The following is a 23,045-nucleotide window of genomic DNA, read 5'->3' as shown; positions in this document are numbered from 1 at the left end:
TGATGCGTCAGGTCATTGAGTAACAGTGCCACAGGTGAATTGCTAGCCGTTGATTTACACTTCTGAGAATGGTGAGGCCATCCCTACGAGGACAGTTGCTTGCCTACCCAAAAAATGAGTCCCCCGCAGCTCTATTAAAAAGGGCTCGTGTTGACTAAGTTGATCTTGGCAACTGAATGGCGTTTTGGCTCGTTGGATCAGCAGGGCCTTACAGATGTTCTGCTTACTCAGCATCACTAACCCGCTTCTGGCACCTAGCCCGCTTCCATTTGCGTTCAGCAGCGCGGAACGATGTGGGTCACCAAGTCGGCGTTGACCCAGTTGATGACGCCCGTGCCGAACTTTGACTACGCAACAGCTTTCTTTGCCTGCATGATAAAGTTATTAAAACAATTCTTTTCTGTATGAAAAGAGGCTCAAGCGAGCAGACAAACTAATTTTTAAATATGCTCGACGAGCTGGCATAAAACGCATTTCCGTGCAGAGAGAAAAAGATGTGTATTTCTACTCCGGAAAAGATCCTGTAACCGGATTCAAGTGGATAGGGGGGATAAATTTTGACAAAAGAGGAAAGGTACTCAACTCTTTCTCAGAGTACAGATACAATAAGAAGTCGGGTAACGAGAATGTGCTTATTGCTGCTGAACATGCTGGCAAAAATGGCTACTTCAAGTATTTAAAAGTTGGAAACAGCAAAAAGCACGAAAAACGGCTTATTGATGCCATTGGACCCAATAAAGTGTGGGACTCTGACGATACGCCTTATTTAGCTTTTGCGTTGGATCAGTTGCCCGGACTTAAGGCTAGTCCTACTTCGACTGCCGTAAGCATCGGGGGTTCCGATTTCTCTTATGCTTCAAGACCAGAACGAGGAGCAGGAGCTTTCTCATTCGTTCAAGTCCCTGAACCACTCCTTTTGAGTCAGCCCTTCTTGAACGGCCTTCATATCCTCATCTGAAGGCACACACAGCATCGACATTGCGGGTTCAGAATCACGTCCGATGTTGTAGTTGTACTTCCAGGCACCTGAGACTGCGGTCGTTGGGTCCTTAGGCGTTCGTACGCGAAGGATGTGTTCAGCTGCTGCTTCACACGATTCCATGGTGCTGAACTCCTTTTTGATGGTTGTTGGGGACGTGTATCCAACGACCAGCACCATCCATGCTGCCGAAACAGGCGCGGAGGTTATTAGGGAGACCAGCGCAGCTGACAACGGCCAAACGATCAATCTCATGGTTGGTAACAATGCTGCGCCAAGAATGGCAGTGATATGTAGAACTCCCAACGTGATCGACGTCTGAACCCCTATCCCACTAGTTCATCGGCATCTAAGAGTGCCTTGCCTTTCGAGACTCTCAGCACCTCTCCTGTAATGGAGGGGCTGCTGAACAGAACTCGATAGGTATTCCCTGTTGCCAGCGATTTTGTCCGGGCATGAACGAACGCCTTGAATTCAGTTTGAAAGCAAGTTTCTCTGGCCCACTGATCGGGGCCATTGTCCCGTTCAACGCAGTACATAGATCTGACGCAAGTACCTACACCTTTGATGTGTCCTGTCCCGTGCGCCTGTGATCTCAAAATCACCTTTGGGATCATGTCTTCGATTGGCGACCGGACATGTCCGAAAAAGCCAGTTACTAGCTTTCCAGTTCAGGCTTCGATTTCAGTCTTCTGAGGAGCCTCGGCCTCACCGTTGTGGTGAGCGTTGGCGCCGCCAACGAAAACCAGCACAGCCATGATCGCGGCGATAACAACAGCGGCGCGGACGCGTAGGACGCCGTACGAAGCAGTGATGTCAGCCGTGTTCAGGTGTTTCATGCCGATGAATCTAACGGCGTTCTCAGAACCTGAGCGACTCATTTGATACGAGGTTCAGACCGTCAGCTCCGACCAACAGTCTTTGCCAGGGCTTGATCCATGCGGACGTACAAGGGCAGAAGCTTCGAGGGGACCTGCTTAAGGAACTCCTGTTCCGCTTTGACCGTTGCCAAAGCGTGGATCACTTGTCCCTTCTGGTCTTCGTAGCTGAAGACCTCAAGCCCTTCTGGTGAGACCTCAGCCCCAACCTTGTTCCCGTCCCTGAGCAGAAAGCGCGCCACGTTCATTTGAAGCAGATAGTGATTGTCAGATGGTTTTTGCCTGGCTGACCCGCTGTCTCCATATCGAGACCTGCGCTGCCTAACCCCGCTTCTGGCGGTGGCCCTAGACCTTGGGAACTATGTGGGTCACCAGGTCGGCATTGATCCAGTTGATGACGCCGGTATCGACATCCGCCACCTGAAACAGCGTGGGGACCTTGGGGTTCCTGGCACCGCCATCGACCCAGATCACATCAGCCATCCGCCAGGCACCTTCTGTGTCGGTGACGATCACGGTCATGCCTGCTTTGACGTGCGGGAAAACAGGATCCGACTTGGGCGCAGGGCAAGGTCAAGCAAGGTGCTCAGCCCAAGTTCTTCATTCCGCTGGAGATGCGTCCTGAGGGCGCTCAGCACCTCCACACTTCTGGCCAAAACCAGCCAGGGGTTGTTCGTAGAGACTCACACCTTATAGGTGTAATAGTTAAGAGTATGGAAGTAGTGAAAGAAGACAGTCATAGACTGGAGTCTTTGCCTACACACGACCTCCATAGTGTCGCTGACTGTGGAGGTGACTTACACACTTTGAGCCCAGACCTACCGGGTGTGTGTGTGGGGGGTGCCAATCAGACTCCCTCAGAAAACGGGAAAAGTGTGGAAGTTGTCGTGCCCACGCTTAACGGCCAATCAGGGACGTTGTGGTCCATCGTTCGCGATCATCCCGATGCACAACCCAACCAAATCGCCAACAAGCTGTACGCAATGACCGGGCGACAACTTACGAACGAAGAGGTCGAAGTACTCCTGGAGCAACAACGCAGAGCCGCTTAGGTGTCTCTCGGTATTTATCAGGACAATGTTGGAACCACGGAGAAACTTGTGATTACACTTGAAACAACATTCGCGGAACTAAATCGTGGCCGCTAAAGAAAAAGAAGGACGGGCTATAAAGTTCGAATCAGAACGCCGCGTGTCACAAGTAATTGAATGGCAGCTCTCTGGAAAGACTTCTTTCGAGATCGTTCAACTAGGTGTCAAGAACTGGGGTCTTGGTGATAGGGGCGTCCGCAAGTACATCACCAAGGCCAATGTCGCGGTGCTCGAATCAATGCGACAAACAGAGCGGGAAGAGTATCTGGCCAGGAAACTGCATCAACTCGAAGGTGCCGTGGCAATGGGCTTCAGCCAGAAGCAACCCTGTGCAGTTGTGGCGGCTGTGGCTGCACAGTGCAAATTGGTCGGCGTTGGCCCTCAGGTCGCCTCTTGAGAGGAGAGGTTGAGTTGGGGTGGTTGGTATTTGGGCCGCTGAACTCCCTCACATATCGGTGGTAGGTGGGGAGGGGTCGCCGAATTGAGTGATCCTCTGCAGGGTGTGCAGGGGGTCAAATCACTGAACTGCATTGCAGTGCCTGAGTTCGTGATGCTGCTGGTGATGGTCGAAGGGGAAAAGCGAGGGGAAAGACCCTGTTGAGACGGTCGACCCCATCCCCCGGTAAAGAGATCGCAGGGCAGATCGCGGCCTCCGCCCTCCTCCCCGAGAGGACCCCCAGCAAAGAGAGTCAACCCCACCCCCAGGGTCAGCAGCAGGTTGACGACCCCAACAGGTTCCCTACCCCGGGTGAGCTGGCTGGGTGGTGTCAAACGAGTTGAGCGTAAGCAGGTTGTGGTTCAGGGTTTGTGGCACTGATTTTTTGTGAATGACTTTTCAACCGACTGACCGGACGCAGGCCTTGGGTCACGCCATTTTTCTGGCGATCAGGTCGTTGCACGATAAGCGTTATGTGGTCGATGAACGCTGCTCGTCTGCACTGACGAAGGCGATGGTCGACACGCTGGATATGCATACGAGCCAGGAGCCTGATGGGCCAATCCTGTGTGCCCCGGATGGTTTTCCTTTGTGAGGCCCATCCCCCGTTGATTGCGCTGGCCTATGCCCTGTTTTTCAGGGGTTTCCCTGGGAAGCCGTGAGAAGGGTCTCCGGATTGTGGACACCCTTTGTTGGCCTGTGTCGTTCAACTGGGTGACACGCCTTGGTTTGCCGGCAATTGATGTGTGATCTGGCACCAATTGCTGACTACTGCTGTCGCTGCATTTCTCTCCTTGTGTGCAATCCCTGGCCAGAGTTGCGCAGGGACCGCCAGGAGGTCTATTAAGTACGTGTAGCGTCCGCTACCAAACGTTCACCTCACTTCTGCGGGGCGCAGCTCAATCCAAGCCATGGAACGGGGGCTTGGACTCTGCAGGAGCTGTGATGACCACGTTGTATTGGAACGGTTCAGCATTTGCACCAGTGAATAAGACCGCCGCCAAAAAAGAGGCCGCCTTATTGCGTCTGGAAGCCGCTTTCATGGGTGCCGATGCCATTCCTTCGCAGAAGCATCGAGGGTTGATGTATCTCCGCCAAAACGGATTCGCAGCAACCCGCTGAACATCCCTGCGCTCCTTTTGGCGCCGGTGGTTCGTCGGCGGGAGTCATCAGCTGACCTCCTGCAGCTGCATCCGTCGGTCCTGCTCCTGCACCCGTCCCGATGACCCAGCGGCGGATCCTTCGCCACAACGCCATCGAGGCCTGGCAGACGATGCAGAAGAGGGGCTGGATGCGCTGCCCCCCGCCTGTGCGCTGAGGACCAATCATTTTCGTTATGACAGACGGACCCAGCAGTTGCCGCTGACATGGGTCCGCGTCCCGCCCCGGAGCCCTCCAGAACGGAACGAACCTCGAATAAGCCAGTGACACCATTCGATTCAGCGTGAATCGATACCAACCTCGGCATTTTGTTGCCTACAGCAAAAAACAGGCTGGGTCCGGTGCCGGCCTCCCGTGCGGTGATCAGGCAGCGCTCTGATTGGCCTCGAATTGCTTAGTAAGCAGTAGTTCCTTGCGCCTAAAACCGTTGCAGTAACTGAGTTTTAGGGGGTGGAAGTTGGTCGCTTAGAGCCTGGATTAGAGCCAATGTGATCAGCCCTGATTAAGCAGCTCTAAATCCAGGGCGAGCAGCCGCCTGGGCTGCGCTTACTCGTTCAGATTTTTCGATTTTGGCCATTGTCTGCAGTCGATTTCGGGCCAATATTGGAATCCGCAGCAGGCTCTCGATGCACTCAGTTGAGCCGGTGATCAGCGCAATGATCGAGGTCAACCGAGAGCTGGAAACCCATTTCACTCATCTCTCCGACGCCGGGCTGGATGCTACGGTTCGCAAGGCGATTGGCACCTGCGCAGCTGAGGGTGTGCGCCGGGGCTTGACACTGATTGCCCTGCATCAGCAGCTTCTCAACCTGCAGCCAGATGAGCTGGAAGCCCTGGCGGTACAGAACTGATGGCTGAGCCGATCAAACCAGTCGCTTCAAAAGCCAAGACAAGCCCTGGGCAGGCTGGCCTGATCATCCTTCTGATACTTGCGGTAGGGACCGGGATATGGCTCAACAGGACGGCATGGCGGCATCGGCGTCTGATGTGGCAGATGCAGGCTGCTGTCATTGCTGGCGGCGTTGGCTTCGTCGCCGGACGCTTGACCGCTGGGAAGGGCTCTGATGACTCACCCTGCAGATCCATCTCAAGCGAACAAACCGATCAAGCCCAGGGCGCTGACTTACACCGAAATGATGAACGACGGCCGCCAGCAGATGGATGAGGCTGAGCACGCCCGCGAGCAACAGCTGCAGCAGAGAGTCGATGCCCTGCAGAAGGACGTTGATCAGCTGGAGCAATGCCTCGTTAAGCCGTTGCCTTAACAACAAAAGTCATTACAAGGACTGCAATCGCGACAGTGCCATCGAAGTAAGCAACGTTCGTGTGGAGTCCTTTCATTCAGCCTCTGCAGGCCGTATGAGTCTGCTGTTTTTTCTATGGCCGATGGCTAAGGCTTAATGCCTAAATCTCCGCAAAAGAGGGAGGCCGCCCCTCCCAGATGGGAGAGACGGCCTAGCTCGCTCGTTTATGCATTGCAGTCGACCTAGTCAGTACGTGTTGCCTTTGGGGATCACCTTGGCAATGGGACTGAAAGAGAAAGGTCGAAGCGTCTGGCTTGTGGCAACCCTGGGGCCATTTGGACCAGATGTGAAGCGGGACTCCTGCAGGGCACCTAGACGGACGGCGCAGAGGAGTGTCGACTGATCAGACGCACAGCAGTGTCGTCACAGACGAAGTGCTCACGTTTGGGTTGAAAAGTTGGAGCAGGGGCCAGAAAGTCAGGCTGCTTCTGCTGTTTGCTCAGGTGGAGTGTCGGCCGTCATGGGCTCCTCCGATCTCGATGCACACACTCTCGGCAGCCGTGGAGCACTCGGCAATCAGCTGTCGTGCTCATTGCTTTTTGAAGCGAATCGGTCGATTGTGGGACCGGCGTGCTGAGTGCTGGCTGTGTTTCGCCTCAGTGCAGCAGAAAGACGGTTTTCTCTGATTTCGTTTGCCGTAAAGGTGGCAATTTTTTGGGCTGCTCAGTTGGGGGTCTGTGTGTTGGATCCGCGGCGGCTGGTGTGCGGTGTTGTGGAGAGGGGATTTGTGCCCTGCCTGATCAGCTTTGCGGTGATGGATTTTCTAGTGATTCCGCAGCTGAGGCGTCGCTGGGACCGCTAGCCCCGTTGCCCGACCACCTTTGCCTAAATGATGTGGGGAAGAGTCCTTGCGGCCCTCGATTCCCCCGTTGTTAGGGAGGAGGCCAAGTGGTCCTCGACTCCCAGGTGCAGAACCCCCTGGGTCTGCAGGTTCAACATGCGCTTGCCCATTGAGTGGTCTACCGAAGCCACCTTTTTTCTTCGGACAACATGCATCCCTCAGCTGGCAGCTTCAGGCGTCTGATTGCCCTTTAAGAAAGAACTCCTGAGCGAGCGCTCTGGCGTCCAGCCACCGCTCATCCCTGGTCAGGCTCTCCAGTCGACCGCTGAACCATGCCGACAGCTCTTCTGAGGAGACGATGCGAGCTTTGCCGGCGGGATCAAATGCCATAACTGCAGAAGAGATGGCATCAAAATTTAGAGGTGATTTCTGATTTTAAACTTCAGGCATTTACATAGAGAAGGTATAGGTTGCTGCTGAAAAGCTGATTTTGGTTCTTTTGATACAGGTCGGTTGATTTATCGTAAAGAATTTGTCGGGAGATGGATAGCGGCAATCACAACGCCCCCTGCTTTTCCCTTGCGGGCCTTGTGCGTCTATTGGCACTCGAAACCATATATCAACGCTCTCAAATAATCTTCTAAATAAAATCAATGTTTTCTGTGGTCAAGACAGGAGCACCTCTGAGTATTGCGACAATACCACCATTGCCGAAACCTTTTTCCGAGCGATTTTCGTTGAAATAAAGGCTGCCTTTCTTTTGGTCATAAAGGAAGTTGAAATTCTTTTCGGCAAGTTTGTTTTTAACTTTTGCCTTATTTTTGCCGCTTACAAAGGTAGCATTTTTCTCAATCCCAAAATTACTGATATCAATCCTGAGCTTATCATTGTAAGCTTTAAAATTAATAATTTTATCGATTGCTTTGCGCCTATAGGTTTTCGGTACGAAAACATCGTAGTAAGAGCCTTTAGTTATCTCCAGTTTTCCGTCTCTTTTGCTGAGTCTCGAAAGAAAATCCCATGCAAGTTGATTAAGATTTTTATTCTCAATATTTAAGTCAAACCACTCGTGACCACCTCTTTTAATAATGTACTGATCAATGGTTGTCGATCCATTGTCTCGGATATAAGACGATTTCTCAACATCTTCACCGGATCTTTGCTTGAAAATTTGAGATTCACTTTCGCCTGAATCATTTATCTTTGACCAGTAGCTGGAAACCTCTGCGACCGATGCGAGATATCCTTCTATGCCAGCCACTGGACGGATCCAATCTTCACTCCCGTTGAAACTGATTAAGCCCACGGGATAAACTTCTGAGTGTGTTGATAACTGTTGATAACTTGAAAGTCCAGATACAGGCGCGACCCCTGCCATTAAATCGGAGCGATATCGTGCCAATCCATAAGCCATTCCGGCTCCATTTGAAAAGCCGGTTGCGTAAACACGAGAAGTATCAAGCGAATATTTTTTTGATATTTTTTTGATTATTTTATCTACGAAGCCTAAGTCATCTGAGCTGCTTTTGTTATTACTTGATATAGGATCAGGATTCCAGTGAGATCCTCCTTTTTCAAGGTCCAAGCCTTGGGGATATATCAATAAAAACCCATTCTCGTCTGATAGATTTCTCCAGTCAGAGTAGTGCATGTAATCTGAGGCAGCTGATCCAAATCCATGAAAATTTAAAACGACTGGCGACTCCTTCCCATGAGAATAACTTGGAGGTACGTAAAGTAAGTATTCCCGCTTGTTCCTAGCGTGCTTTAGTCGTTTCAGGAAGCCAGTATCTTGCATGACGGATTTCATGGAAATCTTTTCATGCACTTTACGGACGACTTCTGTATAGCAAACAACATCAAAAGATTTTTCATGATTTGATTTTCTCTACACATTAGTCAAAGGTTGAGCTAATGGAAAATATTTTACTGATATGAACGATTGGAAATATTCAGCTGCAATCGCCAGCTCCCCTGTCTGTCCCCTCATCCAAGGACAGGAATGAGTGGAGCCAGTCCAATAGCAACTGCTCGACTTTTGTTGCTCCAAGCTCCTGAATGCCCTCGTACAGCAAGCCTCTGAGGGCATCAGGGTCATTGGCTCGTTGTGCTGTCACCGGTTCACCCATCAGGAACAGGACAATGCGGGTGTCGCGGGTCATGGGTCAGTTGTGACTGCCGTGAGTGTTCCCCGCTCTGATCAGGCAATAAAAACTCCGCCTTGCGACGGGGCAAAGCGTATTGCGCATCTATAGCCTTCTCAAGGCTGACTTAGATACGCAAATTCAATGTCAAAAATTGTGGCGGAAGGATCTCTTTGGAGTAGAGACGTCCGCTTTCGCTGAAGAGAACTTGGGAAGAGCTAACTTGGGAAATCCAATCGAGGGAATTTTAAAATTAAATTCCTCTGATATTGACTTCACAGCCTCAAAAATAATGAAACCTGCGACACCGACCATCACAACTGCAAATAGAATGGTGTTTAGGTCCATGAGGAAGTTGCCGGAGCGGCCATTAAAAGCCTCAACAATCCGAAACAGAGAGCGTGTAAAACTTAGCAACTTATCACAAAATTTGATGGGTATTTACTCTTATTCGCTTTCTGCTTGCCTGGGACGCTAAAACCCCGGCTTGCGACAGAGTAATTTAGCTTATTTCAAATAAAATTACATACATCAGCTACAATTCTAGATTCAAAAATGTTATTAGGTTCCCTCCATTCGCCCCATATCATTTCGTCATCGGTAGAGTTAAAAACTCTGCCTTCGCATACAACTGCGACATATAGTTTTTGTTTTTGACCATTTTCAGCTGGAATTACGATTGACTGGTCCGTCTTTTTTGCTCGCTTGAAATCAAGAGTTAGCTCTCCATACCCCCGCACCTCAGCTTCCGCAGTAAGCGCAAGCAGGAGGCTTGCCGCGACGAATAGAAAGCGTTTCATGGAGCCAATTTATTAAATCCAGGTATATTGCAGGGCATATGTATTGGTTGATGCAATTGCTACCGATATTCAATAGCTAAAAACGGATAGCCCCCATTGATTTGCATTTGGGAGCGGCGAGGTCACCTAGCGAAAGGGTGGCTTCGCTTGCCTAGAAAAAAGCCCTCGAACAACGAAACCTGGCCGACGGCTTCCCCCAACTGAGGCAACATCATGGCAATGACACAGGCGAGTGGAGTGTCTTATGCAAGCCAACGAGTGATCACGGTGCCTTCGTAGACATGACCAGAGGCTTCGACAATCGGCTTGGTCTCTGGGTTCGTGAAAATGTTGTAGAGGACGTCCTCGGGTCCCTGGAATATCACTGTCGCTCTTTTGGGGTCGTCCTTGCAGACGCCAATAAAGAAGGTCTTGACTCCCATCTCGGCAAACATCGCTTGCTGCTCAGGAGCATTCATATGTGCGCGATATTCCTCAAACGTGTTGCTGAGCTTGAAGTCCAGAACAGTTGTCTCAGTCATGGTTTGAATGGTTCTAGTTCGCAATAGATCTGTTTTAACCAGCTTCAGGAGCCCAGCCCACTTCCTTTTGCTAGGTGGATCGTTTTCTATCTGCCGTGTGTGTTCCCCGATCGCCAGACTCCGGCGATGCCGAACAAGGACCGCGCCACCAATCCCCCGCCAGTGAAACCAGGCGGTGAGGGTTGGCTCGTGAGTCCTGAACAGCAGCTGCTTTGTCAGTTCAAACCAGACTCAGCAAGCGCTCATGCCGAATGGGTGGCAGTGAGCACTTACAGCTGGATCCCGCCCCGGCCACCAGTGCCGATGACCGAGCGGCCGATGCTCCGGCACAACGCGATCGAGGCCTGGACGACGATGCTGAAACGGGACTGGGTGCGCTGCCGACCGCCGGTGCGGTGAAGGCGGGGAAAACGCGTAAATTCCCCAGGTTGGTTTTCCCAGCACGGGTGACTTCCCATTTTTCCCAGATGCTTTTCCCAGAGTGTCTAATTGTTTCAGCTGAAATCCCGTCAACACTGGGTTTCTCGGTTTCCTGCCGCCTGCATGCGCAGAAGGGGAACTAACAGCTGTCGATTGGTCTGAACGCCTCAAAGGCTTCAACCCATCCGGAATCAAGTTGATTGAACAATGAAACGCCTACTCCTCCCATTCCTCGCCCTGGCGCTCTGCCCTCCGGCAAATGCGAGGTCTTACCCGTTTACACCGACAAACGAAGGATTCAAGACTTACATCGAGCAGCATTCAGATATTGATGTGATCGAGGCGTGTGGTTGTAGGGGCATCGATGTAACTGCCAAAACCCACTGGTTCCAATGCGAGGTTTTCTTCCGTGAAACAGACCCCAGAAGCCGCAAGGTCGTATCTCGATCGCTTCAGCGCGTTCAGCAGCCGCTATTCCACGGAGATGAAAAAACAGGACATCCTTGAAGCCCGCCTCCCCAAAGAGATGCGGGAGAGCATCGAAGCCGAAAACGCTCACCGCGCGCTTCTACGGGAGCTGCTCAACGGCTGATCAAACGGCGGACTGAGCCTGCTTGGCCGCCTGCAACACAGCCAGATAGAGATCCTCGTCAATTTCTCGGATGTCGTACTTACATCCCTTTCACAGAATGGGTTTTACGGCATAGCACCATAAATTGTGCATAGACGTGAAGCCTCAGCGCTTCAGGTCATTGCCTTGCTGATGACGCCTTTCTCGTTCAGAGCCAAGAGCGAGCTGATGTAGCTCGTGCGCCGAAAGAGGCCTAACGGCCGAAACGAGAGCTTCGTCAGTCCAGTAATCAGGACTATCGAGAACACCGAGGTGAAGCGGGCAGGACGGGCCAACAGCAATAGCCATGGCTCCTCGTTTAAGGATTCTTCCATTATTCCGCACAGAGGTATCTTTCGTCTCGCCTTGCTCTCGAGATAAGACTGCAGGGCGGTAATCACTAAACATTCGCAGACACATTCCCTGCATCGACCGATGCCACCTTTTTAGTTTTTTCTTCTGTTGATAGGGAGTGAGATGCGAGCAGTCAAAACTCCAATAGAGAGGCTGGAGTTCGGTCTTCGGTGGGAGGCTTTTCGGCTTGCCTACTTCTCATCCATTGGTCACAGCACGAAAGTTGCCGCCTTAACCGCAAAACTGCAAAAGCTTGAAGAAGACCTACGCAGAGAGAGCTACCAGTTCAGCGATGCAGGTCAGAGTGCTTTCCAGTAATCGCTGATACGTCACGAGCTTCTTCGCCAGCGTTATTCCTGAAGTACCCCAGGGACGGTCGCACCATTGGGGTAGCGAGACCATCAATTGCTCGGTCGACTTGCCGGTGGTTTCGCTTGACCTCAAGAAGAAGGCGGGGCGGTATCCCTATCGCCCCACGTCCATGTTCAAGACTTCAACGGGCTGCCGTGGAAAGGACTAAGTCGCAGATAAAAAAGGGGTAGGCCCCTCAGCAATCCCCTTCCATGCGCGACGCATGAAGGCACCACTGCCCTCGAATCAACCGTGCTGCATCAGATGCCGATATGTAACCCCCTGCACACCTACTAGGCATTACAGCTCATTGAGAACGATTAAGTGCTGCTTAATGATGGCCACGACGCGAGCACCACTGCCACGTCATGGGGAGATGAAAGCCAGCGGGTTCCCTCGCCCGCGTCTCCCTCAACCAGCAGGTAGCAGGTGATGCGTCACGCCCTGTCGAAGCAGGGTTACGACAGAGGAGCTCCAGTTGATTTGCACCGAGCCGGAGCTGCGGAACCACCATCCGTCGGCTTTCTGGCCGGTGGTTTCGTTCGCCGAAGAAAAAGAGCCCAGGCTCTCGTCGAGCAAGGGCTCCGTCTCGATCCGACCAGCCATGTTGCCAAGTGAAAAGGAGAGGCGTGAAGTTGTGTCAGAGAGCCCTCATCCGGGGGATGCTCAGGCCTGCACAGACGAGCCCCACGGCGCCCCCTGAGTCAATGCGCCAGTCAGCTCATGTATTCAGCTGAACAATGAGCCATAACCGAGGTTCTACGGGACGGGCTAAGTCCAGCTACAGCTACATAAAGGTGAATGCGTCAGCCGGGTTGCGAGGGGATAGCTGCACCCGGCTTTTTCACGGTCCGTGTCGTCGTGGTGGCGGGCAAACGTCTAACAGGTGCTGTCGATATGGGTCGAACCCGAGCGGTCATTGATCCCCCGGCGGTCCAGTTCGAAGGCATAACGATGCCTGAAGCGGTAGGGGGTGAGGTCTTCATGCCGACTGAGCAGTCCTTCGCGAGTAGAACCCAGGACCGTACGTCTCTGAGGTGTCCCCCTACACGTTCAGCGGTTCAGACCCTCGGAACGATGTGAGTCAAAACGTCAGCGTTGATCCAGTTGATGACGCCGGTATCGACATCAGCCACCTGAAACAGGGTGGGCACCTTCGGGTTGCGGGCGCCACCGTCGACCCAGATCACGTCGGCCATCCGCCAGTCCTTGTCGTCTTCCACGATCACCGTCATGCCCGGCCGGACATGCAGGAACACCGGATCTGAACCGGGTGCCGAAACGCCGCTTGCATGATCCACCGACATACTCCCTTCTTGGTTCATCTGTACTATTCCTGGTGGTGCAGCGAGGTCAATGGCTTGTGAATTAACGCTGATCTGACTCCCCGCATCGCCTCAGGGAGTCAGTGCAGTGATCAGCGCCCAATGGTCATTGGAGAAACCATTGGATGGAGGCTGCAGGAACCCTCCGAAGACAACATCGCCCCTGTCGTGGACTGTGCTCCTTTCAGATGACGCGATGGCAGCGACCAAATGAGCAGCAACGAGGTTGCAACGCTGCCTCTCTCGTTGGACGACAGCAGGCTGGGTGCGCTGCAGGCCCCCGGTGCGGTGAAGGCGGATTTTGTTCTAGATCCGGGCCGATTTAAAACAAAACTGCCGGTTGAGACCATTGCCCGGTCGCCTCAATCGGGATGGGGCTGACCCCGCAGAAGACTGGAGAGAGCCGAGAAAACGCTGGCGGGGCTTGGCGTCCGCAGAACAAAGCCCTGTCTGGGCCTGGATTTTGTTCTAACTTTTGTTCTAAGCCACTTTCCGGGCAACAAAAAGGAGCCTTTCGGCTTCCCGAGATCCCTTGCGGTGGAAGGGTTTTGAAGAATGGAGCCAAGGAGACTCGAACTCATGACCCCCTGCATGCCATGCAATGAATCATTTGCCCCGAATCCATTGCACTACAACGCATCTTAATTTCGGCCGTCGCTGAAAAGGGGAAAATTGAGGGGAAATTCCGGCCATGGTCCAGCGCGTTGGTCGGCACAGGTGCCATCGGACCGTCAAAAACGAGGGGAAATGCCCTCAGCCCAGCACCGCAGATCAGCCTGAGATCACCTTGACCACCTGCATTACGAGCAGGGGAAGAAGCACCCTCAACGCACTGGGGGCCGGCACCGTTGCCACCCGGTTCGCAGCATCTTGTCCCAGGCCGCAATGGCGTTGTGTCTGAGCATCCGCCGCTCGGTCATCGGCACTTGTGGCCTTGGTGGCGCCCAGCTGAAGGTGCGCACACAAAACAACACCCTCTGTAATCGCAACAAAGAGTTCTTACTGATACACCTTGACCAGATTTGGGCCAAGCCATGGATGATCTGAGCAAGGAGCAGGAACAAGCCATCGCTCGGTCAACGATGTATCTGTTCGCAGCAGTCCTGAGCATCCTGATGATCTTCATTTCAGGCCTGTTTCTCTCTGCGGAACTCGAACAGCAAGCCCAGCAGAAAGCCGAGACAGCACAGCAGATCACACTTCAACAGGAGGCCATTCCTCAAGCCAAGCGGCCATGGACTCTGTGGAGAAGGCACGCTGATCAGGAAACTTAGAGATGCAGCTGTAAAGCCAGCCCTCACCACCGGGCTTTGGTGGTGGTTCATGGTTGCTGCGGTCCTTATTCGCCATGGGGCGGAGTCTGGCGAGGGGGGGGGAACTCTCATGGCAGATAGAAAACGATCCACCTGGCAAAAGGAAGTGGGATGGGCGCCAAAAGCGGGCTAAAACGGTAGTTACCTTTCGGCTGTTGCACCCCATGCCTAAGTTCAACGCCAAGAAGGTTTCCAAGGTCAAAGACTTTGACCCTGATGCCAGCTACAGCGTCAAGAACATCAATGGCGGAACGTTTGCCATTGCTCACAGCAAGAAGGAACTGAAGCAGCTCATGAAGAGCGATGCGGATGTGGTCTACGACGAAAGCAAAGGCAAGCTGTATTTCAATGCCAACGGTGAGAAGAAGGGTTGGGGCAAGAAGAAGAAGAGTGGGTTGCTCGCCAATTTCAAAGGAAAACCGGAATTAAATGCTGAGAACTTTGAGGGGCTTTCAGCTCATAAGGGTGATGCCATCACAGGTGACGACATCAAGGATCAGATCACGGCACTGCAGGACGAATTGTCTGACACTAAGGTCTCCAAGCTTTATGGCAAAACATTGATTGATGGCAAAAAAGGACTGAAGAGCATTATCAAAGTAGGCAAGAAAGAGGGTTACAAGTTCGATAAAAAAGAACTCGGTATTGCACTTGAAGAAATGGACGATGCCGGTGCATTCAGCGATATCGAGCTGGATGATGCAGCCCTGGCAACGCTGCTGGGCATGGGTGGTGCGCAGCAGCAAAATTCCCAGGGAGGAAGCTGATTTAAATGCGCTGACCCCTCTCGTAAGGCGGGGTTTTTATTGCCTGAGCAGAGCGGGGAACACTCAATGCAGTCGCTTCACAGCATTACGTCGCTGGATGACGTCTCATGGCTCCGACGGCAGCATTCGTGAAATCGAACCTGTCCGATGCTCGCCGCATCTCAGTTGGATTGCTGGCTTCAGCTATCGCCATTGCTCCCCTTCCAACCAAGGCTGAGGACGGCACTGCAGAAGACCTTGGTGATGTGATGAGCATCAGCCTCAAGGACGTCGTTAAACCCACCATTGGCTTCCAAGGCGCACTGCAAGGTGCAGGCACACCCAATCAGGCAGGTATTGGCGGGTTCCTTCCGCTGTCGGTTGGTGAGAACAGCGTTTGGTTTGTCGATGCCTTGGTCAACGCCCACTTCGGCGACCGAGATAGCTACAGCAGCATCATCAACACCGATGTTGCAGGAGGCTTCTCCACCTCCACCCGCCTGGGTTACCGCTGGCTGAATGGCGACCGCAGTTGGATGTATGGGCTGAACGCTGGCTATGACAGCCGTTCACTGAAATCAGGCAATACCGACACTGGCATCAGCGTCACCAATAAAAAGACTGTTGGGTTCCAGCAGATTGCACTGAATGCAGAGGCGGTCTCCAATGGTTGGACATTCAACGGCTATGGGCTAATCCCCGTTGGTGACGTTGAGCAAAGGCTGAATAGTCACTATGACTCTGGAGCCCTGAACACCTATGGGCTGGATGTTGGCTATTTCATCAGCCCAGCACTTCATGCCTCGGTTGGTTATTACTACCAGCACCGTGACCAGGAAGATGCTGACGGCTCTGGAGTGCGTGGTCGACTGGCTTATGACATCACCCAAGGACTAACGGCAGGTATCAACGTGTCCTACGACGAGGCTTTTGATACCAGAGTTTCAGCTGATCTAAAAGTTCGCTTTGGTGGTGCGAGTACAGCAGCCAAACGCAAAGAAGTTCAACAACTGCCTGTCATCAAGTCGCTGGTATCAAGACCAAACAACCGCGACGTGAGAATTCACGATGATACAGACTATCCCGGTTGTATTTTTGACCTTAACGACGACTTCCCCCGTGATAAATCAAGGATCATGGCATGCGATAGTAAGAATTTTATTTCTTTAACTCTTGACTAATTTCTTAAATCCGTCTGATACCTAGTACCATTCAATACCTGTCATTATTTTATATTTAGTCCCGTCGTAAGGCTGGGTTTCTTATTGCTTGGGCTCAGGCCACTTCTTGCCTTATCGCTGATGCTAACCGTCAGCGTCATGCCGTCTTGCTTGAAGTACGGGCTGCGCAGGGTGTAAGCCGAGAGACTTCCGTATGTTTCTTGCATCTCCTTCTACAAAACCTCACGCAGGTCAAATCCCAAGCTTTTCAATGCTTGTTCTGACGCTTTCGGCAAATGTGATTTCTGGATGATGTCCAGCTTCCGAATCAACTTGTCGACGTTGAAAGTAATAGACGCACCCATTTGCCTATGATGTGATTAATCGCATCATAGATATGTTCCATTGTGATGATGATGCGTCAGCATGTGGATCGTTCAGATGATCCAATGATGTCGCCACAAGCAATACGAGCATTACGACTCAGTCAGAGCCGTACGACTGCGCAAGGCTTGAACGACTGAATCTACCGACCAAAACATCGGCGACCTTCTGCCATGGCCCCTGTAGTAGTCACGACCAGGAATTAGGACGCCATCAGCTCTGAGCTTGTTCACAGTGTCACGGCTTAGGCCGATTTCTTCACAGAGCTGGATCGTGCTTACGAATCTCTCTGACATTTGAATGAAAACAAACGAATAGTCAATTTATTCTAGTTGAACTTTTGGCTCAGATATGGACAGCGGCAAGACATGCTTCGCCACGAATTAATCGAAAACATATCAGTATTTGCCTATATCTCAAACAATTGTGAAGTCATCAGCGCTCAACTCAGGAGCTCCTTGCAGTTTGGCAAACAGACCACCGTCACCCCATCCCTTTTGTTTGCCATTCTCATTGAAGTAAAGCAGCCCTTTCTTCTCGTCATACACAAAGTCGTTTTTTCTCTTTGCTGCTTTCTTGACTTTTTTTCTACTGCCGTAGGAATTGAGTTTGATTTTCTGGCGAAGGTCAAATAGATCATTGTCTAGCAAGATTGAGTCACCTTTTTCAGAGTCGAAGTCCTTGATTTGATCTGCGTTCTTCTTGCCAAATCCCTTTGCTTGATTGAAGAGGAAGCCATCAGCACTGTCTCCTCCCTTTAGGACATCCTTGCCTTTCATGCCGGCAAGGATTTCTCCATCCGAAGTTCCAGTCAACTTATCCTTCTTCTTAGTGCCAATAATTGCCGTAACAATGTCTTGATTTGCAAAAGAAACTGGTTCTTTGATCTTGAATGTCGTGATCTTCTTTTGGATAGACACATCATCTATTGATTGAATGATGGGCGCTTCCAAGAGATCATTTACGTTTAATGTGAATGCCTTCTTTAAAGTCAAGCCACCCGAGTCTTTGGTCTTCAAACGAATCGAATAAGTGGACTTAGTTTCATAGTCTGGGGGATCAATGATCTTGATTGTTTTATTTTTGATCGCAAATAAACTATTGTCTGCGTCTCCCTTTCCATGGATCAGTTTATAGGTGTGCTTATCTCCATTGTCTTGATCTGATGTGCTTAAGGTTGCAACCGCACTACCACCAGCAATGTTCTCGTCAAACTCTGATGCTGAGAGCGTCAGTGCACTTGGTGCTTCATTGAGATCATTCACAGAGATCATGAATGCCTTCTCAAAGGTCAAACCACCTGAGTCTGTTGTCTGCAGTCGAATCGAATAAGATGACTTGGTTTCAAAATCTGGTGAATCAACAATCTTGAGTTGATCACCTTCAACAACAAATGCACTGTTATCGGTATCAGCCTCTCCATCAACCAGTGCATAAGTGAAGGACTCACCAGCATCGACGTCAGCACTGCTTAAGGTTGCAACCGCACTACCACCAGCAATGTTCTCGTCAAACTCTGATGCTGAGAGCGTCAGTGCACTTGGTGCTTCATTGAGATCATTCACAGTGATCGTGAATGCCTGCTCAAAGGTCAAACCACCTGAGTCTGTCGTCTGCAGTCGAATCGAATAAGATGACTTGGTTTCAAAATCTGGTGAACCAACAATCTTGAGTTGATCACCTTCAACAATAAATGTACTGTTATCGGTATCAGCCTCTCCATCAACCAGTGCATAAGTGAAGGACTCACCAGCATCGACGTCAGCACTGCTTAAGGTTGCAACCGCACTACCACCAGCAATGTTCTCGTCAAACTCTGATGCTGAGAGCGTCAGTGCACTTGGTGCTTCATTGAGATCATTCACAGAGATCGTGAATGCCTGCTCAAAGGTCAAACCACCTGAGTCTGTTGTCTGCAGTCGAATCGAATAAGATGACTTGGTTTCAAAATCTGGTGAACCAACAATCTTGAGTTGATCACCTTCAACAATAAATGTACTGTTATCGGTATCAGCCTCTCCATCAACCAGTGCATAAGTGAAGGACTCACCAGCATCGACGTCAGCACTGCTTAAGGTTGCAACCGCACTACCACCAGCAATGTTCTCGTCAAACTCTGATGCTGAGAGCGTCAGTGCACTTGGTGCTTCATTGAGATCATTCACAGAGATCGTGAATGCCTGCTCAAAGGTCAAACCACCTGAGTCTGTCGTCTGCAGTCGAATCGAATAAGATGACTTGGTTTCAAAATCTGGTGAACCAACAATCTTGAGTTGATCACCTTCAACAATAAATGTACTGTTATCGGTATCAGCCTCTCCATCAACCAGTGCATAAGTGAAGGACTCACCAGCATCGACGTCAGCACTGCTTAAGGTTGCAACCGCACTACCACCAGCAATGTTCTCGTCAAACTCTGATGCTGAGAGCGTCAGTGCACTTGGTGCTTCATTGAGATCATTCACAGAGATCGTGAATGCCTGCTCAAAGGTCAAACCACCTGAGTCTGTCGTCTGCAGTCGAATCGAATAAGATGACTTGGTTTCAAAATCTGGTGAACCAACAATCTTGAGTTGATCACCTTCAACAATAAATGTACTGTTATCGGTATCAGCCTCTCCATCAACCAGTGCATAAGTGAAGGACTCACCAGCATCGACGTCAGCACTGCTTAAGGTTGCAACCGCACTACCACCAGCAATGTTCTCGTCAAACTCTGATGCTGAGAGCGTCAGTGCACTTGGTGCTTCATTGAGATCATTCACAGAGATCGTGAATGCCTGCTCAAAGGTCAAACCACCTGAGTCTGTTGTCTGCAGTCGAATCGAATAAGATGACTTGGTTTCAAAATCTGGTGAACCAACAATCTTGAGTTGATCACCTTCAACAATAAATGTACTGTTATCGGTATCAGCCTCTCCATCAACCAGTGCATAAGTGAAGGACTCACCAGCATCGACGTCAGCACTGCTTAAGGTTGCAACCGCACTACCACCAGCAATGTTCTCGTCAAACTCTGATGCTGAGAGCGTCAGTGCACTTGGTGCTTCATTGAGATCATTCACAGAGATCGTGAATGCCTGCTCAAAGGTCAAACCACCTGAGTCTGTCGTCTGCAGTCGAATCGAATAAGATGACTTGGTTTCAAAATCTGGTGAACCAACAATCTTGAGTTGATCACCTTCAACAATAAATGTACTGTTATCGGTATCAGCCTCTCCATCAACCAGTGCATAAGTGAAGGACTCACCAGCATCGACGTCAGCACTGCTTAAGGTTGCAACCGCACTACCACCAGCAATGTTCTCGTCAAACTCTGATGCTGAGAGCGTCAGTGCACTTGGTGCTTCATTGAGATCATTCACAGAGATCGTGAATGCCTGCTCAAAGGTCAAACCACCTGAGTCTGTCGTCTGCAGTCGAATCGAATAAGATGACTTGGTTTCAAAATCTGGTGAACCAACAATCTTGAGTTGATCACCTTCAACAATAAATGTACTGTTATCGGTATCAGCCTCTCCATCAACCAGTGCATAAGTGAAGGACTCACCAGCATCGACGTCAGCACTGCTTAAGGTTGCAACCGCACTACCACCAGCAATGTTCTCGTCAAACTCTGATGCTGAGAGCGTCAGTGCACTTGGTGCTTCATTGAGATCATTCACAGAGATCGTGAATGCCTGCTCAAAGGTCAAACCACCTGAGTCTGTCGTCTGCAGTCGAATCGAATAAGATGACTTGGTTTCAAAATCTGGTGAACCAACAATCTTGAGTTGATCACCTTCAACAATAAATGTACTGTTATCGGTATCAGCCTCTCCATCAACCAGTGCATAAGTGAAGGACTCACCAGCATCGACGTCAGCACTGCTTAAGGTTGCAACCGCACTACCACCAGCAATGTTCTCGTCAAACTCTGATGCTGAGAGCGTCAGTGCACTTGGTGCTTCATTGAGATCATTCACAGAGATCGTGAATGCCTGCTCAAAGGTCAAACCACCTGAGTCTGTCGTCTGCAGTCGAATCGAATAAGATGACTTGGTTTCAAAATCTGGTGAACCAACAATCTTGAGTTGATCACCTTCAACAATAAATGTACTGTTATCGGTATCAGCCTCTCCATCAACCAGTGCATAAGTGAAGGACTCACCAGCATCGACGTCAGCACTGCTTAAGGTTGCAACCGCACTACCACCAGCAATGTTCTCGTCAAACTCTGATGCTGAGAGCGTCAGTGCACTTGGTGCTTCATTGAGATCATTCACAGAGATCGTGAATGCCTGCTCAAAGGTCAAACCACCTGAGTCTGTTGTCTGCAGTCGAATCGAATAAGATGACTTGGTTTCAAAATCTGGTGAACCAACAATCTTGAGTTGATCACCTTCAACAATAAATGTACTGTTATCGGTATCAGCCTCTCCATCAACCAGTGCATAAGTGAAGGACTCACCAGCATCGACGTCAGCACTGCTTAAGGTTGCAACCGCACTACCACCAGCAATGTTCTCGTCAAACTCTGATGCTGAGAGCGTCAGTGCACTTGGTGCTTCATTGAGATCATTCACAGAGATCGTGAATGCCTGCTCAAAGGTCAAACCACCTGAGTCTGTTGTCTGCAGTCGAATCGAATAAGATGACTTGGTTTCAAAATCTGGTGAACCAACAATCTTGAGTTGATCACCTTCAACAATAAATGTACTGTTATCGGTATCAGCCTCTCCATCAACCAGTGCATAAGTGAAGGACTCACCAGCATCGACGTCAGCACTGCTTAAGGTTGCAACCGCACTACCACCAGCAATGTTCTCGTCAAACTCTGATGCTGAGAGCGTCAGTGCACTTGGTGCTTCATTGAGATCATTCACAGAGATCGTGAATGCCTGCTCAAAGGTCAAACCACCTGAGTCTGTTGTCTGCAGTCGAATCGAATAAGATGACTTGGTTTCAAAATCTGGTGAACCAACAATCTTGAGTTGATCACCTTCAACAATAAATGTACTGTTATCGGTATCAGCCTCTCCATCAACCAGTGCATAAGTGAAGGACTCACCAGCATCGACGTCAGCACTGCTTAAGGTTGCAACCGCACTACCACCAGCAATGTTCTCGTCAAACTCTGATGCTGAGAGCGTCAGTGCACTTGGTGCTTCATTGAGATCATTCACAGAGATCGTGAATGCCTGCTCAAAGGTCAAACCACCTGAGTCTGTTGTCTGCAGTCGAATCGAATAAGATGACTTGGTTTCAAAATCTGGTGAACCAACAATCTTGAGTTGATCACCTTCAACAATAAATGTACTGTTATCGGTATCAGCCTCTCCATCAACCAGTGCATAAGTGAAGGACTCACCAGCATCGACGTCAGCACTGCTTAAGGTTGCAACCGCACTACCACCAGCAATGTTCTCGTCAAACTCTGATGCTGAGACCGTCAATGCACTTGGTGCTTCATTGAGATCATTCACAGAGATCGTGAATGCCTGCTCAAAGGTCAAACCACCTGAGTCTGTTGTCTGCAGTCGAATCGAATAAGATGACTTGGTTTCAAAATCTGGTGAATCAACAATCTTGAGTTGATCACCTTCAACAACAAATGCACTGTTATCGGTATCAGCCTCTCCATCAACCAGTGCATAAGTGAAGGACTCACCCGCATCGACGTCAGCACTGCTTAAGGTTGCAACCGCACTACCACCAGCAATGTTCTCGTCAAACTCTGATGCTGAGAGCGTCAGTGCACTTGGTGCTTCATTATTGCTTGTTATTCTTGTGGCAGTTATGGTTGTGTGCCCGACGTCTAGTCTTAGATCTCTTGTGGCCTCTAGTGCTGAAACAGTTTTGAGAGGTAGTCCTTCATTACTTGCAGTTTTTAATGTGGGTTTCAGTGAAATGATGAGTGGGTTGTCGGCGCTTGGTGAATAGGGAAGTTTTATTGTGATAATTGCTATCGTGAACGAACTGGTGTCGCTGCTTGGAGCAAAAGTGTTCGCAGTTGAGCCTAGGCCTTCAATAATGTGCCTATTTTCCTGTAAGTCGGCGTGAAAGTAGTTGTTTGGATTGTTGCTCCAGTCGTAACGCTGGCCCGGGACGATATCTTCAACAGCTGCTTCTATGCCACTGATTTCAAGATCAGCGTACCAGCTAAAAAGAGAGTAATCTGTTTTACTATTGCCGTCTGAGAATCGTTCCCATGCACGAATTGTGACTTCTATAATTTGTTCCGACTCGCTTTCCTCAATGGTAATGTTCTTGAGAAGTATTTCGGAGAAAAGTGTGGACACAGCGTC

26 protein-coding genes and 1 pseudogene are annotated in these 23,045 nt (G+C 50.4%); 15 read left to right on the top strand and 12 right to left on the bottom strand.

Translation table 11 applies throughout. The features are described 5' to 3' along the window. The first annotated feature begins 478 nt into the window (after positions 1 to 478). Together SynRS9902_RS09495 and SynRS9902_RS09490 are read left to right on the top strand one after the other, a co-directional pair. Positions 479 to 958: a hypothetical protein gene (locus SynRS9902_RS09495; protein WP_186508946.1), complete on the top strand. Its 480-nt coding sequence runs from the start codon at positions 479 to 481 to the stop codon at positions 956 to 958. 142 nt (positions 959 to 1,100) lie between these two features. Beyond that, positions 1,101 to 1,301, top strand: coding sequence for a hypothetical protein (locus SynRS9902_RS09490; protein ID WP_186508945.1), 201 nt, complete (start codon positions 1,101 to 1,103; stop codon positions 1,299 to 1,301). 349 nt (positions 1,302 to 1,650) lie between these two features. Here SynRS9902_RS09490 and SynRS9902_RS09485 read toward each other — a convergent pair whose 3' ends face one another. The 3 genes and pseudogenes from SynRS9902_RS09485 to SynRS9902_RS09480 all read right to left on the bottom strand — a co-directional run. Next, positions 1,651 to 1,818: a hypothetical protein gene (locus SynRS9902_RS09485; RefSeq protein WP_255446092.1), complete on the bottom strand. Its 168-nt coding sequence runs from the start codon at positions 1,816 to 1,818 to the stop codon at positions 1,651 to 1,653. Positions 1,819 to 1,880: 62 nt separating this feature from the next. Then, positions 1,881 to 2,105 carry a hypothetical protein gene (locus tag SynRS9902_RS13535; RefSeq protein WP_222929457.1) on the bottom strand — a complete coding sequence of 75 codons (225 nt, stop codon included), beginning with the start codon at positions 2,103 to 2,105 and terminating at the stop codon, positions 1,881 to 1,883. Between the two features lie 97 nt (positions 2,106 to 2,202). Then, positions 2,203 to 2,421 (bottom strand): annotated as a pseudogene (locus tag SynRS9902_RS09480) (DUF3104 domain-containing protein); the annotation flags it as partial. Between the two features lie 573 nt (positions 2,422 to 2,994). On the opposite strand from SynRS9902_RS09480, the gene SynRS9902_RS09475 reads away from it, so the two are divergent. The 7 genes from SynRS9902_RS09475 to SynRS9902_RS09445 all read left to right on the top strand — a co-directional run bounded on the left by SynRS9902_RS09475 (position 2,995) and on the right by SynRS9902_RS09445 (position 6,651). Beyond that, complete coding sequence (locus SynRS9902_RS09475; RefSeq protein ID WP_186508942.1) at positions 2,995 to 3,345, top strand: hypothetical protein; 351 nt, start codon at positions 2,995 to 2,997, stop codon at positions 3,343 to 3,345. Positions 3,346 to 3,775: 430 nt separating this feature from the next. After that, complete coding sequence (locus SynRS9902_RS09470; protein WP_222929456.1) at positions 3,776 to 3,979, top strand: hypothetical protein; 204 nt, start codon at positions 3,776 to 3,778, stop codon at positions 3,977 to 3,979. Between the two features lie 350 nt (positions 3,980 to 4,329). Next, complete coding sequence (locus SynRS9902_RS09465) at positions 4,330 to 4,506, top strand: hypothetical protein (protein ID WP_156782960.1); 177 nt, start codon at positions 4,330 to 4,332, stop codon at positions 4,504 to 4,506. A 100-nt stretch (positions 4,507 to 4,606) separates the two neighbouring features. Next, positions 4,607 to 4,702, top strand: coding sequence for a DUF1651 domain-containing protein (locus SynRS9902_RS09460; protein WP_186508940.1), 96 nt, complete (start codon positions 4,607 to 4,609; stop codon positions 4,700 to 4,702). 469 nt (positions 4,703 to 5,171) lie between these two features. Beyond that, a complete protein-coding gene (locus SynRS9902_RS09455; protein ID WP_186508939.1) occupies positions 5,172 to 5,396 on the top strand; it encodes a hypothetical protein in 225 nt (74 codons plus the stop codon). A gap of 213 nt (positions 5,397 to 5,609) precedes the next feature. After that, complete coding sequence (locus SynRS9902_RS09450; protein ID WP_186508938.1) at positions 5,610 to 5,810, top strand: hypothetical protein; 201 nt, start codon at positions 5,610 to 5,612, stop codon at positions 5,808 to 5,810. 682 nt (positions 5,811 to 6,492) lie between these two features. Next, on the top strand, positions 6,493 to 6,651 hold the full coding sequence (locus tag SynRS9902_RS09445; RefSeq protein ID WP_255446091.1) for a hypothetical protein: 159 nt from the start codon (positions 6,493 to 6,495) through the stop codon (positions 6,649 to 6,651). A gap of 210 nt (positions 6,652 to 6,861) precedes the next feature. Here SynRS9902_RS09445 and SynRS9902_RS09440 read toward each other — a convergent pair whose 3' ends face one another. The 5 genes from SynRS9902_RS09440 to SynRS9902_RS09420 all read right to left on the bottom strand — a co-directional run bounded on the left by SynRS9902_RS09440 (position 6,862) and on the right by SynRS9902_RS09420 (position 10,095). After that, positions 6,862 to 7,020, bottom strand: a complete 159-nt coding sequence (locus SynRS9902_RS09440) for a hypothetical protein (RefSeq protein WP_186508936.1) — start codon at positions 7,018 to 7,020, stop codon at positions 6,862 to 6,864. A gap of 250 nt (positions 7,021 to 7,270) precedes the next feature. Continuing rightward, positions 7,271 to 8,440, bottom strand: coding sequence for a PHB depolymerase family esterase (locus SynRS9902_RS09435; RefSeq protein WP_186508935.1), 1,170 nt, complete (start codon positions 8,438 to 8,440; stop codon positions 7,271 to 7,273). A gap of 142 nt (positions 8,441 to 8,582) precedes the next feature. Further along, positions 8,583 to 8,792: a hypothetical protein gene (locus SynRS9902_RS09430; RefSeq protein ID WP_186508934.1), complete on the bottom strand. Its 210-nt coding sequence runs from the start codon at positions 8,790 to 8,792 to the stop codon at positions 8,583 to 8,585. Between the two features lie 494 nt (positions 8,793 to 9,286). Continuing rightward, complete coding sequence (locus SynRS9902_RS09425) at positions 9,287 to 9,574, bottom strand: hypothetical protein (RefSeq protein WP_186508933.1); 288 nt, start codon at positions 9,572 to 9,574, stop codon at positions 9,287 to 9,289. Positions 9,575 to 9,816: 242 nt separating this feature from the next. Continuing rightward, complete coding sequence (locus tag SynRS9902_RS09420; protein WP_186508932.1) at positions 9,817 to 10,095, bottom strand: DUF3764 family protein; 279 nt, start codon at positions 10,093 to 10,095, stop codon at positions 9,817 to 9,819. Between the two features lie 126 nt (positions 10,096 to 10,221). Here SynRS9902_RS09420 and SynRS9902_RS09415 point away from each other — a divergent pair, with 126 nt between their 5' ends. Both SynRS9902_RS09415 and SynRS9902_RS09410 read left to right on the top strand, forming a co-directional pair. Further along, positions 10,222 to 10,494: a DUF1651 domain-containing protein gene (locus SynRS9902_RS09415; protein ID WP_186508931.1), complete on the top strand. Its 273-nt coding sequence runs from the start codon at positions 10,222 to 10,224 to the stop codon at positions 10,492 to 10,494. 430 nt (positions 10,495 to 10,924) lie between these two features. Beyond that, positions 10,925 to 11,107, top strand: a complete 183-nt coding sequence (locus tag SynRS9902_RS09410; protein ID WP_186510682.1) for a hypothetical protein — start codon at positions 10,925 to 10,927, stop codon at positions 11,105 to 11,107. A 1,134-nt stretch (positions 11,108 to 12,241) separates the two neighbouring features. On the opposite strand, the gene SynRS9902_RS09400 is transcribed toward SynRS9902_RS09410, so the two are convergent. Further along, positions 12,242 to 12,436: a hypothetical protein gene (locus tag SynRS9902_RS09400; RefSeq protein WP_222929455.1), complete on the bottom strand. Its 195-nt coding sequence runs from the start codon at positions 12,434 to 12,436 to the stop codon at positions 12,242 to 12,244. A gap of 455 nt (positions 12,437 to 12,891) precedes the next feature. Continuing rightward, entirely contained in the window at positions 12,892 to 13,137 is a 246-nt protein-coding gene (locus SynRS9902_RS09395) for a DUF3104 domain-containing protein (protein ID WP_186508928.1), read from the bottom strand. A gap of 228 nt (positions 13,138 to 13,365) precedes the next feature. Between SynRS9902_RS09395 and SynRS9902_RS09390 the strand changes: the two genes are divergently transcribed. Further along, on the top strand, positions 13,366 to 13,536 hold the full coding sequence (locus SynRS9902_RS09390; protein ID WP_186508927.1) for a hypothetical protein: 171 nt from the start codon (positions 13,366 to 13,368) through the stop codon (positions 13,534 to 13,536). 443 nt (positions 13,537 to 13,979) lie between these two features. Here SynRS9902_RS09390 and SynRS9902_RS13855 read toward each other — a convergent pair whose 3' ends face one another. Beyond that, positions 13,980 to 14,060, bottom strand: coding sequence for a DUF1651 domain-containing protein (locus tag SynRS9902_RS13855; RefSeq protein ID WP_370586342.1), 81 nt, complete (start codon positions 14,058 to 14,060; stop codon positions 13,980 to 13,982). Between the two features lie 129 nt (positions 14,061 to 14,189). On the opposite strand from SynRS9902_RS13855, the gene SynRS9902_RS09380 reads away from it, so the two are divergent. The 3 genes from SynRS9902_RS09380 (at position 14,190) to SynRS9902_RS09370 (ending at position 16,395) form a co-directional block, all read left to right on the top strand. Further along, positions 14,190 to 14,429 carry a hypothetical protein gene (locus tag SynRS9902_RS09380; protein WP_186510681.1) on the top strand — a complete coding sequence of 80 codons (240 nt, stop codon included), beginning with the start codon at positions 14,190 to 14,192 and terminating at the stop codon, positions 14,427 to 14,429. A 203-nt stretch (positions 14,430 to 14,632) separates the two neighbouring features. Next, complete coding sequence (locus SynRS9902_RS09375; RefSeq protein ID WP_186508925.1) at positions 14,633 to 15,235, top strand: hypothetical protein; 603 nt, start codon at positions 14,633 to 14,635, stop codon at positions 15,233 to 15,235. A gap of 107 nt (positions 15,236 to 15,342) precedes the next feature. Further along, positions 15,343 to 16,395 (top strand): inverse autotransporter beta domain-containing protein, encoded by a 1,053-nt coding sequence (locus SynRS9902_RS09370; RefSeq protein WP_255446090.1) that lies wholly within the window; start codon positions 15,343 to 15,345, stop codon positions 16,393 to 16,395. Between the two features lie 779 nt (positions 16,396 to 17,174). Here SynRS9902_RS09370 and SynRS9902_RS09365 read toward each other — a convergent pair. After that, positions 17,175 to 23,039, bottom strand: a complete 5,865-nt coding sequence (locus SynRS9902_RS09365) for a cadherin repeat domain-containing protein (RefSeq protein ID WP_186508924.1) — start codon at positions 23,037 to 23,039, stop codon at positions 17,175 to 17,177. Positions 23,040 to 23,045: the final 6 nt, after the last annotated feature.

It is taken from the genome of Synechococcus sp. RS9902, from assembly GCF_014279635.1.
Classification (GTDB): Bacteria; Cyanobacteriota; Cyanobacteriia; order PCC-6307; family Cyanobiaceae; genus Parasynechococcus.
Note: the sequence above shows the minus strand (reverse complement) of the source record. Positions and strands in the feature narration are given on the sequence as shown.